The organism is Streptomyces sp. NRRL S-646, assembly GCF_000720765.1.
Lineage (GTDB): Bacteria > Actinomycetota > Actinomycetes > Streptomycetales > Streptomycetaceae > Streptomyces.
This window is the reverse complement of sequence record NZ_JODC01000020.1, coordinates 125,288-136,345: the sequence shown is the minus strand read 5'-3', so window position 1 is coordinate 136,345 and position 11,058 is coordinate 125,288. Positions and strand designations below refer to the sequence as shown.

The 11,058-nt window shown below is 67.1% G+C and carries 13 protein-coding genes and 1 pseudogene; 7 read left to right on the top strand and 7 right to left on the bottom strand.

The genetic code is table 11. The features are described 5' to 3' along the window. Window positions 1-369: pseudogene (locus IH68_RS54235) on the bottom strand (transposase family protein); the annotation flags it as partial. Window positions 370-511: 142 nt separating this feature from the next. Beyond that, on the bottom strand, window positions 512-1,240 hold the full coding sequence (locus IH68_RS56720) for a hypothetical protein (protein ID WP_159403812.1): 729 nt from the start codon (window positions 1,238-1,240) through the stop codon (window positions 512-514). A gap of 1,157 nt (window positions 1,241-2,397) precedes the next feature. Between IH68_RS56720 and IH68_RS56715 the strand changes: the two genes are divergently transcribed. The 4 genes from IH68_RS56715 (at window position 2,398) to IH68_RS0140705 (ending at window position 4,632) form a co-directional block, all read left to right on the top strand. Continuing rightward, window positions 2,398-2,745, top strand: coding sequence for a hypothetical protein (locus IH68_RS56715; RefSeq protein WP_159403811.1), 348 nt, complete (start codon window positions 2,398-2,400; stop codon window positions 2,743-2,745). A gap of 470 nt (window positions 2,746-3,215) precedes the next feature. Continuing rightward, window positions 3,216-3,788: a hypothetical protein gene (locus IH68_RS0140715; RefSeq protein WP_159403810.1), complete on the top strand. Its 573-nt coding sequence runs from the start codon at window positions 3,216-3,218 to the stop codon at window positions 3,786-3,788. A 42-nt stretch (window positions 3,789-3,830) separates the two neighbouring features. Then, the gene (locus tag IH68_RS50695) at window positions 3,831-4,025 is read left to right on the top strand and encodes a hypothetical protein (RefSeq protein ID WP_037886077.1); all 195 of its coding nucleotides are present in this window, start codon (window positions 3,831-3,833) and stop codon (window positions 4,023-4,025) included. Between the two features lie 157 nt (window positions 4,026-4,182). Further along, window positions 4,183-4,632 (top strand): GNAT family N-acetyltransferase, encoded by a 450-nt coding sequence (locus IH68_RS0140705; RefSeq protein WP_030946318.1) that lies wholly within the window; start codon window positions 4,183-4,185, stop codon window positions 4,630-4,632. A 31-nt stretch (window positions 4,633-4,663) separates the two neighbouring features. On the opposite strand, the gene IH68_RS59265 is transcribed toward IH68_RS0140705, so the two are convergent. After that, on the bottom strand, window positions 4,664-4,798 hold the full coding sequence (locus IH68_RS59265) for a hypothetical protein (protein ID WP_107057611.1): 135 nt from the start codon (window positions 4,796-4,798) through the stop codon (window positions 4,664-4,666). 139 nt (window positions 4,799-4,937) lie between these two features. Here IH68_RS59265 and IH68_RS0140695 point away from each other — a divergent pair, with 139 nt between their 5' ends. Continuing rightward, window positions 4,938-5,552, top strand: coding sequence for a class I SAM-dependent methyltransferase (locus IH68_RS0140695; RefSeq protein WP_030946315.1), 615 nt, complete (start codon window positions 4,938-4,940; stop codon window positions 5,550-5,552). Window positions 5,553-5,557: 5 nt separating this feature from the next. Here the strand turns inward: IH68_RS0140695 and IH68_RS0140690 are convergent, their stop codons facing one another. Both IH68_RS0140690 and IH68_RS0140685 read right to left on the bottom strand, forming a co-directional pair. Continuing rightward, window positions 5,558-6,058 (bottom strand): DUF402 domain-containing protein, encoded by a 501-nt coding sequence (locus IH68_RS0140690; protein ID WP_030946312.1) that lies wholly within the window; start codon window positions 6,056-6,058, stop codon window positions 5,558-5,560. Next, window positions 6,039-6,968, bottom strand: coding sequence for a GNAT family N-acetyltransferase (locus IH68_RS0140685; RefSeq protein ID WP_030946311.1), 930 nt, complete (start codon window positions 6,966-6,968; stop codon window positions 6,039-6,041). Before IH68_RS0140685 ends, IH68_RS0140690 begins: the two co-directional genes overlap by 20 nt. A 72-nt stretch (window positions 6,969-7,040) precedes the next feature. Here IH68_RS0140685 and IH68_RS0140680 point away from each other — a divergent pair, with 72 nt between their 5' ends. Next, complete coding sequence (locus IH68_RS0140680; RefSeq protein WP_030946310.1) at window positions 7,041-7,409, top strand: GntR family transcriptional regulator; 369 nt, start codon at window positions 7,041-7,043, stop codon at window positions 7,407-7,409. A gap of 163 nt (window positions 7,410-7,572) precedes the next feature. Here IH68_RS0140680 and IH68_RS0140675 read toward each other — a convergent pair whose 3' ends face one another. Together IH68_RS0140675 and IH68_RS0140670 are read right to left on the bottom strand one after the other, a co-directional pair. Next, complete coding sequence (locus IH68_RS0140675) at window positions 7,573-8,343, bottom strand: DUF72 domain-containing protein (RefSeq protein WP_030946309.1); 771 nt, start codon at window positions 8,341-8,343, stop codon at window positions 7,573-7,575. Window positions 8,344-8,366: 23 nt separating this feature from the next. Further along, window positions 8,367-9,461: a DUF5925 domain-containing protein gene (locus IH68_RS0140670; RefSeq protein WP_030946308.1), complete on the bottom strand. Its 1,095-nt coding sequence runs from the start codon at window positions 9,459-9,461 to the stop codon at window positions 8,367-8,369. A 167-nt stretch (window positions 9,462-9,628) separates the two neighbouring features. Here IH68_RS0140670 and IH68_RS0140665 point away from each other — a divergent pair, with 167 nt between their 5' ends. Further along, the gene (locus IH68_RS0140665; RefSeq protein ID WP_030946307.1) at window positions 9,629-11,050 is read left to right on the top strand and encodes a GH39 family glycosyl hydrolase; all 1,422 of its coding nucleotides are present in this window, start codon (window positions 9,629-9,631) and stop codon (window positions 11,048-11,050) included. Window positions 11,051-11,058 lie beyond the last annotated feature (8 nt).

Below are 11,058 nucleotides of genomic sequence, written 5' to 3'. Positions count from 1 at the left end.
CGGTCGGGATGAGCGTCCCGTCGACGATGACGAAGTCCCCCTCGCCCAGGCCCACCAGGGCCTCGTGCAGGCCCGGCGCCCAGGCGGCCAGGACCTCGAGCGTCTCGTCGACGTAGCACCATGCCGTCGCCTCCGACACCCCGAACCCGGCGCCGACCTGTGCGAACGTCTCGTTCTTCCGCAGATGGGCCAGTGTCAGAAGGGCTTGCTTGAAGTAGCTCAACTTCCGCCACGGCGAGCGAAGTTCACGCCTTCGGGTGTAGATGAGCCAGGAGACATGCTCGACCAGCTCGTGTGGGACGTCGAGCGTGGAAGGATACGGAACCAACGAAGCCCCCCGGCCGTCGGCGTGTTGAGTGAGATCACCACACGAACGACGAGGGGCTTCGCCATGTCACCCCACCTGACCAGCCTGTTTCACTCCTCAGACCCCAGGATGAAAGAGGTTCAATGACGAACTACCTATCAAGGGCCGCTCACCTGGCATAAAGCACCGAGGGAACCACAGAGCTCACGAAGAGCCACAGGTATGGTCAGCGGTCCTCTGAACCGGAATCTTGTCGATCGGATCTACACCTGAGATCGGCGCGTTCAGGCTCGGACGCCATCCGGGGTCCTTGTCTGGCAACCTAAGGTTTCCGATCATGCTGCCCGCGCTCTCAGGCAGTAGGTACACAAAGATCCAGAAGTTCTTGCCCACATCCGAGTCCGCCCCAACACCGAAGGGACTCACGGTCCACTCGCTGACACCCTCCTGAGTCGCACGGCGAAGGTTGAAGAGTCCGAATGTGTCAGGCTTGCCTCCCTGATCGTTGAGATTGGCAACCCAGATCTGATATCCCTCCGGGATCCGTCCGCTACCGACGACAGGTGTGCAGGTACCAATCCGCCCGTGACTCTTGGGTTCAGACACCTTCAGGCCGCGGGCTAGGTTCCCCGACTCGGCACTTGTCGTGGGCCCGCGCGTCTCCTTCGTTGCCCCGGTCTTGTCGGACTGCTTGCCAAGAGGGAAGCTGTCAGGCCATACATGGTTGGAAGCCCAGTACGCGACGATCAGCGTGATCACCAACGTTGCAGCCAGCACGGCCCGCCTTGCCGCCACGGCAGATGACAGGAATCGGCGCAGTAGGTAGAGCCCCGTGCCACCAAAGATCAATACCGCGACCGGCAAGACGGGGGCCGGGAGTTTGTACGCGGCACTGGCGAAAAACCCGCCCACCGAAAGGAGGTTGGCGGTCACGCTTGAGACCACCAACACCCGCTCTGTTCCTGGTGTCATGGCTAGGTTGTAGCTAGCCGAACGGGGTTCGTGACCCCCTGTTGCCGAACATGCACAGTGACGTGACAAGCCCCGAACTGATCCAAACTGCGCAATCCGACAAAAGTTCGACATGCGTTAGGCCTGGAAGCTTTACAGTCCCCCCAAGATCACTCGCTCGCGCCCCATCCGACCAGCAAGGATGTGCATCTAGCGTTCAAAACGCCGACTTCTCGTCCACGTCTCGTCCAGAGCCGGCTACCGCCCTAGCTCCGCTGCGGTCCGAGGAGGAGCATGGAAGGCAAGCGACCAAGGAGGCCTGCCATGAAAACCGGCGCCTCGGACTCGGACTACGAACCGTGGCTGTACTCTCACACGCCCTCCCAGGCTGAGGGCGAGCGGGACGATCCTGCCGAACGTGCGGCCATGCACCCAGATGTCCCCAGGACTGAGCCGTCCCAGGCGGAAGGCGAGCAGGTGGACGACACCTGGGACCGGTGACGGCCGATAAGCCCGAGCGGCGGACCTTCCCGCGCGCCCTGACAGCGTGTGGCGCGGCCCGCACAAACTCTGTTGCCGTCGCAAAAGTGGGACGTGACGTTGCGAAGCCGAGGATGTGGTGCGCAGACCGCCCGCCGTCTGCTCTTCTTTCCTGTGCGATCTGGTGCGCCTGTGATGCGGGGTGGGCCGCCGGTTGTTGCTCGTTGATGTCACTGTTGAATGTCAGCGGAACAGCCCTGGTACCGGGCAGATCGCCAACGGTTCGTCCGGTCGGTCTGCCCAGCTCCACCAGACATGCCTATCGGCACACCTCCACAGCGATCGACAGGTTCGCGAGCCATCGTCTCGCGCTGAAAGCACCAGACCGCCAGACTGCATAGGCTGGTAGCACTCTGGACAGGCCGGGGCTTCGTTGGGCATGGGGCGCACCCTACTGAGTGACCTCTTCATCCCGAAGCCACTTGGGCGGGTGCCTGACCTCGGGCGGCTGTGACTCTTACCTGCACCGATGGTCCGCAGGCGTCCGTGCTCGTCCGCCGCTGTTCGTCGGCGTTGTTACGCAGTTAGACACTCACCGCTGCGCCGACGCCGAGGACCAAGGCTTCCATGGGGCCCCGTGGTAACCGCATAGTGCAGGGGTGAAACTGGCGATCACCATCCTGACTGTAGCCAGCGGCGTACTGCCGGCACTTGGCGTCTGGCTGCTGTGGCGGCGGATTGACGGCCGACGAGATCACCTCAGGCGCAAGCTCCGTAGGTATGAAGAGATCATGGGAGATCCTGGACTCTCGGAGGAAGAGCGTAGGAGCAGGCTGGAACGAGAGGTACCAAGCGAGAGCGCCATGGGCGACCTTCTGCACATCCGAGAGCGCATCGAGCTTGTTGGTCTTGAGCAAGCCCCAGAGGTCACAGCTCCCGCCGTCCTGGCTTCCATCGGCCTCATGTGCGCGACTATCGCGGGTCTGCTGTCGACGTGGTTCGACTGACCTCGCCCCCAGGCTCTGCGACTGTGCCCCAAGCGCTGTACAGCCACAACTGATCACCGGCGGCCGTGACCTGCGGCCGCTCAATCGATCAACGTTCTGACCTGCTGCCGAGCTGTCGGCAGTTGTCGACGTTGGTCACCATCGAGCGCCCTTCCACGGCCCCAGGACGGCCCGGAAGGGCGCTCGCGCGTGAGCACCGCATTAGGAGTTCGATCGACGGCGGCGTCAGCCGTGGAGGCCTGCGGGGCCGTCGGCCACAAGAGGTCGCTCAAAGCTGTCCACGTCCACCGCTGTTGATGTCAGTCGTGGATGTCAACTGTCGCACAGACCAGAGGAGGGCTGGGCCCCAGTGGGTGGCGCGGCAGGTCAGCACACTTCCGGCCGGACATGGACAGTTTAAATCCATGCGGAACGTCGCAGAATCGTGTAAAAAATCGGAGTAACTGTCCGACGAGAAGGAAAATATCAAGGTGCCTGAAGGATCGGTATTCGTAGAGGACGGCGATCTTTATCGCGTGATAGGTCGCGTAGCCTCAGAGAGTGCACGTGCGGATGAACTCCTGCGTGAGCTTATCGGTGCCGTGTCGGGCGTCGACGAGCTCTTTTGGGTCCTTCTTCAGGGGCAGAGTAGCGAGTGGCTTTCTGAGACTTGTAAATCCATCCTGCATCAGAGAGACCCGTACTTCCAGCGCTGGCCGGAGAACCACCACGTCAAGGTTCTGGAGCTGCTGGATGAATTCTCCCGGTACCGAGTAATCAGAAATGCCGTGATACACGGCGTGTGGTATCCGTATGACCCCTTCGCGGAGGACGATCTTATCCCCCGGCCGTGGGGTGCAAAGGATGACGGGTCCCCTGTTTACTACTGCACGCGCAGCAGGTATCGAAAGCTTGACGAAGTACGAGAAATGTCGGTAGGCGATGTGGCGCTCCTCGCTGACAAAATAGCAGATGTCCAGAGCAGGCTAGTTTCCGAGTTCAGGGCGATGGTGAAGCATTCGAACCCGGACGCGATGGAACCATTCCAGCGTTGGGGTTCCTGAATTGGGTTACTGCCTGGTGTTGGTTCAATCGAGGCTAGCTTCGTGTCCGTGCTGTCGGCCCACGGGATCCCGATCGAAGTCATCTCGCGCCTCGTTGGACACAACGGCAGTGGGACAACTGAGAGGGTCTACCGAAAGCAACTGCGCCCTGTCATCTCCGAAGGGGCGGAAGCCATGGATGACATCTTCGGGGAGGAAGACGGCACGACCGAGGATGGCTCCTCGGAAGAGCCCTGATTTCCCGTCCATGGCTCCCCGTTTGGCTCCCCAAGACTGGAAGAGACCCCCAAGGCCTGCCCCTGAACTGCGGGAACGCCGTTCAGGGGCGTCTTTGGGCTTTTATGGTGCCGTTAAGGGAGTGCTCAGCCTGGGATCAGGTAATACCGTGCGCGGCATGACCGACGAGGAGATCCGGGCGGCCGTCGTCGCCGACGTACCGGCCGTGAAGGCCGTGACCGACGCCGCCTACCACCACTACATCGAGCGCATCGGGGTGGTGCCGCAGCCCATGGAGGCGGACCATGCGGCGAACGTGGCCGCGGGCCGGGTGTTCGTGACGGGAGACCCGGTGATCGGCCTGGTCGTGCTCGAGGAGCACGCGGACCATCTGTACCTCGACAACATCGCCGTCCATCCCGACGCGCACGGCAGGGGCGTGGGGCGACGGCTGCTGCAGTTCGTGGACGCACGCGCGCGTGCGCTCGGGCTGCCCGAGGTCAGGCTCCACACCAACGCCATGATGTGGGAGAACCAGAAGATCTATCCGAAGTTCGGCTATGAGGTCGTGGAGCGGCGGGTGAACGGCCCCTACGACCGCATCCACTACCGCAAACGGCTGGACTGACTTGACCCACCGACTGGCTGGGCCGACTGCTTCAGCCGTCCGGCCACCACGTTCGTGCGATGTCCTTGCGGACCTCCGGACGCCCGGAGGGACGCGCGTCGGCCTCCTCGCGGACCTTGCGGGAGTCCGTCTTCCTCAGGGGCTTCTGCACAGTGGTGCGGCGCATGGCTGCCTCCTTCAGGTTCTACCGGGTTCCGCGTTCTCACGGAGGTAGACCCTTTCGGGGAGAGTGACTCATCGGTCGGGGTCTGTCTGTGGTGGCTGTCACGAATCGACTGTCAGTGGCGGGTGTCACTCTTGGGCGCATGACGAACGACAATGAAGCGCTGAGCTGGGCGGCTGTGGACTGGGACGCGGAGGCCGCCTCCTTCGACGACGAACCGGATCACGGTCTGCGCGACCCACAGGTGCGCCGCGCCTGGGCCGAGCGGCTCCGCTCCTGGCTGCCGGAGCGGGCGAGCGAGGTCCTCGACCTCGGCTGCGGCACCGGCAGTCTGTCGCTCCTCGCATCCGAGCAGGGACACCATGTGACCGGAGTGGACAGCTCCCCGGCCATGGTCGACCTCGCGAGAGCCAAGCTGGCCGGACGCGACGCGGCGTTCCTCGTCGGTGACGCGGTGACACCGCCGGTGGGGGAGCAGCGCTTCGACGCCGTGGTCGTACGGCATCTGCTGTGGGCGCTGCCCGACCCCGGCCGGGTCCTGCGGCACTGGCGGGAGCTGGTGCGCCCCGGCGGCCGGCTCGTGCTGGTCGAGGGTGTGTGGGGGACGGTCACGCCGGTCGGCATACCCGCCGAGGTGCTCACCGGCCTCCTCGCGCCGCTCGCCGGTGAGGTGCGGCTGGAGCGGCTGTCGCAGGACGCCCTGCTGTGGGGGAAGGAGGTGGCGGACGAGCGGTACGCGGTGGTGGCGCTGGTGTGAGTCCCTCAGGCCAGCAGTGCGCCGAAGCCGCCCTCGTGGGCCAGCGTCTCCAGCTCGTCCAGGGCGGCGACGGCGGCTGCCGCGGCCTCCGGGTCCGTCTCCACCAAGCCGCTCTCGGCGAACTCGTCCTCGTCCAGTCGGAGTACGTCCGTGCCGTCGGCGGAGTGCCACAGGTCGAGGTCGAGGTCCTCGACGACCAGTTCGCTGCCGGAGAGGGTGGCCGGGCGGGTGATGTCGCAGTACCAGCCCTTCAGGGTGCCGTCGGAGTCGCGGACCTCCTTCACCGCGTACCAGCGGTCCCGCCAGTAGTACTCCGTGAAGACGTCGCCCTTCTCGAAGCGGACGAACCCGAAGTCGCGGACGCCGTCGCCCGCCCAGGGCGCACGGACGACGACGCGCGTACCGTCGTCGCCGAGCAGCTCCGCCCCGTAACGGATCTTCGTCCGGCCCGCCTTGACCAGAACGACGTCCAACTGCCTCGGTCGGTCAGGCGAGTTCGCGGACATACCGCACCTCCGATGCGCAGATCTCGTATCCGAACCATTTGTTGATCGCGAGCATGGGCTCGTTTGCGGAGTCGTTGCCCGTGAGTGCCACCGTGTATCCGGCGGCGCGGGCGCGGTGCAGGGAGGCGTTCTTGGCGAGCTTGGCCAGGCCGCGGCCGCGGTGGGGGCGGGCGGTGCCGGTCATGGCGGTGGCGTAGCGGCCGGTGGCGGTGTCCGTCCAGGCCAGGCTGAAGGCGGCCGGGCGGCCCTCGACGAGCGCGATCGTGGTCAGCTCCCGGTCGAGCAGCGGGGCCTTCCAGGTCTCCTCGATCCAGGTCTCGTAGTCGGTGAGCTCGGCCTCGACGTCGCTCGGTTCGTCCGACACCGTCACCGCGTCCAGCTCGAACAGCGGGCGCGGATCGTCCGCGAAGTCCGCCGCGGAGCGCAGCTCGACGCCCGGTGGCAGGGGCTGGAGCGGCGGGAGCGTGCCGGTCAGATCGAGGCGGAGGAAGTGGGCGGAGCGGCTGGCGCGGTAGCCGCGCCGTTCCGCGAAGGCCCGGTTGGCGGGCTCGTCCAGGACCCAGGCGAACAGCTTTGTCGCGCCGTGCTCGGCCAGGTGCTTCTCGGCCGCGCGGACCAGGAGGTCGCCGGCGCCGCGGCGGGTCCGGTCCGGGTGCACATAGACGTTGAGCATCCCCTGCCCCGGCTCCGGGCTGTCGTACGCCAGTTGCACCTGGGCCGTGCCGACGACCTCACCGTCCTCCTCCGCGACCAGGGATCTGAAGCGGGCGTCGGGGTGGGTGTGGGCGAGGCGGTGGACGATGGCGTCCGGGGTCCACAGGATGTGTGGGAGGGCCAGATGGCGGACATGGGCGAAGCCCTCCACGTCGGCCCGGTCGTCGGAGCGGAGATCGCGCACGGTCACTGTCATTGGGCGCACGCTACGGGGAAGGCACACCCGGGTGCCTCTTAATTTCCGGGCGCGTGCGGGACAATCGGCAGCGTGACCTTGAAGATCCACATCGACGACAGTGCCGCGCCGTACGAGCAGGTGCGGGCGCAGATCTCCGAGCAGGCGCGGTCGGGGGTGCTGCCGGTGGGGTACCGCCTGCCGACCGTGCGGGGGCTGGCCGAATCGCTCGGGCTCGCGGCGAACACGGTCGCCAAGGCGTACCGGGCGCTGGAGAGCGACGGGGTGATCGAGACGCGGGGGCGCAACGGCACGTTCGTCGCTGCCGCGGGCTCGGCGGCGGAGCGGGAGCTGGCGTCGGCTGCTCAGGCTTACGTCGAGCGGGCCCGGCGGCTCGGTCTCACGGAGGCCGACGCGCTGGCGGCCGTGCGGGATGCCCTGCGGGCGGCTTACGAGGGGTAAGCAGTTTGCGGGAGCGCTGCGATCGGCCGTTGATCGGGTGCGGGTCCGTCGTGGCTGGTCGCGCCCACGCGGCGGAGCCGCATATCGACACGCCCCGCGCCCCTTTGGGGCGATGCCCGGCGCCGTTCTCTGCAGACGTTCCGGTTCGCCGGACAGGCCCTGGTCAGCGCTGTGCGGTCGGTTCCGGTGTGCGGGTCACCGTGAGTTCCGCCCTGGTGGCCGTCCGCCCGAAGGTCACCGCGTCCTCCACCGCCGCCCCGCCGGGGTCGTTGTTGAAGTACGCGTACACGTCCCGGGCGTCGGACCAGGTGGTCGCGATTCGGTCCACCCAGGTCTCCAGGGAGCGACGGCCGTAGTGCGGCCACGGACGGGCGCGGCCCTCGTGGAAGCGCACGTAGCCCCAGTCGGTCGTACGCCACAGCGGAGTGACGGGGCGGCCCTGGACGTCGGCCCAGCACAGGGCCGCACCCCGGGCCTCCAGGACCTTCCGTACCTCCTTCGTCCACCACGAGTCGTGACGCGGTTCGACCGCGACCCGGGTCGACGAGGGGAAGCAGGCCAGGCACGCGTCCAGCAGCCCCGCATCGGCCTTCAGCGTCGGCGGCAGTTGCAGGAGCACGGGGCCCAGACGGTCGCCGAGGCCCGCCGCATGGCTCATCAGACGGTCGACCGGCTCCTCCGGATCCCGCAGCCGCTTGATGTGGGTCAAATACCGGCTCGCTTTCACCGTGACCACGAAATCCCGCGGCACCCGGTCCCGCCAGTTCTCGAAGTTCTGCCGCGTGGGGAGCCGGTAGAACGCGTTGTTGATCTCCACCGTGGCGAAACGGGCCGCGTACTCCTCCAGCCACAGCCGCGTCGGACACCCGGCCGGGTACAGCACGTCCCGCCAGTCCTTGTACTGCCACCCCGACGTCCCGACGAACAGGGTCATACGTCCATCAAAACACCGGTCGCCTACAGATACAGCCCGGCGTCCGCCTCGTCCCGCGGTTCCGGCAGCGCTGTCGGCGAGGTGCCGCGGCGCAGCGCGTACAGCTCGGCCAGGGTCGCGCCCTCGCGGCCCACGCCCTCCTCCGTGCCCAGCCAGCTCACCGCCTCCGCGCGGGTCAGCGACCCGACCTCGATGCGGGCGAGACAGCGGCCCGGGCGGACCACAGCCGGATGCAGGCGCTCCAGGTCCTCATTTGTCGTCACGCCCACCAGCACATTGCGGCCCTGGCCGAGCAGGCCGTCGGTCAGGTTCAGCAGCCGCGACAGGGCCTGGCCCGCGGTGTGCTTGGCCTCGCCGCGGATCAGCTCGTCGCAGTCCTCCAGGAGCAGCAGCCGCCAGCGGCCCTTGCCCGCTCCGTCCTCCTCGCCGATCGCGATGTCCATCAGATAGCCGACGTCGGAGAACAGGCGCTCGGGATCGAGCACACAGTCCACCTGGCACCAGTCCCGCCAGGAACGCGCCAGCGTGCGCAGGGCCGAGGTCTTTCCCGTGCCCGGCGGGCCGTGCAGCAGCAGGAGACGGCCCGCGATGTCCTCCGGTGTCGTCTTCATCAGCTTGTCCATCGCGGCCGCCACCGGCGCCGTGTAGTTCTCCCGCACCTCGTCCCACGTGCCCGCGGAGATCTGCCGGGTGGTGCGGTGCGGGCCGCGCCTGGGGGAGACGTACCAGAAGCCCATCGTCACGTTCTCCGGCTGGGGTTCGGGCTCGTCCGCCGCGCCGTCCGTTGCCTGGTCGAGGACCTTCTGCGCCAGCTCGGCGCTGGTCGCCGTCACCGTGACGTCGGCGCCGCGGTTCCAGCGGGAGATCAGCAGGGTCCAGCCGTCGCCCTCCGCCAGCGTCGCGCTGCGGTCGTCGTCACGGGCCATGCGCAGCACACGGGCGCCCGGCGGCAGCAGCGTCGCCCCGGACCGGACGCGGTCGATGTTCGCCGCATGCGAGTACGGCTGCTCGCCCGTCGCGAAGCGGCCGAGGAACAGCGCGTCGACGACGTCGGACGGCGAGTCGCTGTCGTCGACGTTGAGCCGGATCGGCAGAGCGTCGTGTGGGTTCGCAGACATGGCGTCCATGATCCGGCACGAGACCGCCCCGTGCACCCGGTTTCCGTAGTGCGCCGGGTGTGTCGGCACTGTCCGGAGGGTGCCTTGTGTCCCCTCCGTCCTGTTACAAGGCTGTGCATTCACAACATCTGCCCTGTCCGGCACTCACCCGGTTACTGTTTTCCTCGATGGGACGTCATGAGTGGACTTCGGGGGCTCGGCGGTGGCGGCTCACCGCGCTGCTCGGCGTGGGCGTGGCCGCACTGGCTCTGATCGTGACCCTGATCAACACGCTGCCAGGGGGCGGCGCAAGCACCGCGGGCACCTCGCGCAACGGCGACACGGTGCACGGCACCCCGGTGACCCCGCCCGACCAGGACAGGCCCGAGGTCGGCTGGGGCTTCACACACACCCAGCACAGCGCCGACGAGGGCAGCGGTGCCGCCACCGAGCGGGTCGAGGGGCTGATCTCGGACGCCGGGGGGATGCCGCAGGACCAGGCGGTCATGGGCTGGGGCGCGGACAACCCCGAGCCGGTGAAGGGGCGTTACGACTTCGACGCGATGGACCGCCGTATCGACTTCATCCGCAAGTCCGGCGGCACCCCGGTCGTCACCCTGTGCTGCTCCCCGGACTGGATGAAGGGCGGCAAGGCCGGCGTCGACAACACGAACTGGAGCCAGTCCGCGCTGGAGACGGCCCCACAGCCCGAGCACTACGCGGACTTCGCCGCGCTCGCCGCGACCGTCGCCAAGCGCTATCCGGACGTACGCCACTTCATCGTCTGGAACGAGTTCAAGGGCTTCTGGAACAACGCCAAGGGCCGCTGGGACTACGAGGGTTACACCAAGCTCTACAACCTGGTCCACAAGGCCCTGAAGAAGGTCGACAAGGACATCATGGTCGGCGGGCCGTACCTGGTCATGGACAGTGTCGACCCGCGCGCGGACGAGGCCTCGAAGACGTTCAAGGGCCCGTGGGGCGCCATGGACCAGCGCATCCTCGACGCCTTCGAGTACTGGAACAGGAACAAGGTGGGCGCCGACTTCGTCGTCGTGGACGGTTCCAGCTACACCAACGACGACGAGATGCTGCCGAACGAGTTCGCGGCCACCGACAAGTTCACCGCCGTCGGCACGTGGGTCCGAAAGCAGACCGGCAACCTGCCGCTGTGGTGGGCCGAGTACTACGTCGAGCCCGCTGACGGCAACGACGACCGCAAGGGCTGGTCCGAGACCCGCCGCGTCGCCGTCCAGGCCGCCGGAATGATCGCCATGGTCAAGGGGGGCGCATCCTCCGGCTTCTACTGGAATCCGGAGGACGAGAAGGGCAGCGACTGCGCGGGCTGCATGTGGACGCCGACCGACAGCGCGGACGGCGGCAGGAAGCTGCCCATGTTCGACCTGGTCTCCCGCTTCCACCGGGCCTTCCCGCCCGGCACGAAGTACACGACCGTCTCCGTCGCCCAGGACGACGTGCCCAACGTCCGCGTCCTCGCCACCGACAAGACCGTGCTGGTGGTCAACACCCTCGACCGGTCGATCAGCGCGAAGGTCGACGGGAAGCGGTTCGAGATGCAGGCGTACGAAGTGAAGTGGCTGGGCCGGTAGGCCCGTAG

Coding starts and splice junctions, on each gene's coding strand:
- IH68_RS0140705 (WP_030946318.1), top strand. CDS start 4,183: ATGACCGACGAGGAGATCCGGGCGGCCGTCGTCGCCGACGTACCGGCC.
- IH68_RS59265 (WP_107057611.1), bottom strand. CDS start 4,798: ATGCGCCGCACCACTGTGCAGAAGCCCCTGAGGAAGACGGACTCCCGC.
- IH68_RS0140695 (WP_030946315.1), top strand. CDS start 4,938: ATGACGAACGACAATGAAGCGCTGAGCTGGGCGGCTGTGGACTGGGAC.
- IH68_RS0140690 (WP_030946312.1), bottom strand. CDS start 6,058: ATGTCCGCGAACTCGCCTGACCGACCGAGGCAGTTGGACGTCGTTCTG.
- IH68_RS0140685 (WP_030946311.1), bottom strand. CDS start 6,968: ATGACAGTGACCGTGCGCGATCTCCGCTCCGACGACCGGGCCGACGTG.
- IH68_RS0140675 (WP_030946309.1), bottom strand. CDS start 8,343: ATGACCCTGTTCGTCGGGACGTCGGGGTGGCAGTACAAGGACTGGCGG.
- IH68_RS0140670 (WP_030946308.1), bottom strand. CDS start 9,461: ATGTCTGCGAACCCACACGACGCTCTGCCGATCCGGCTCAACGTCGAC.
- IH68_RS0140665 (WP_030946307.1), top strand. CDS start 9,629: ATGGGACGTCATGAGTGGACTTCGGGGGCTCGGCGGTGGCGGCTCACC.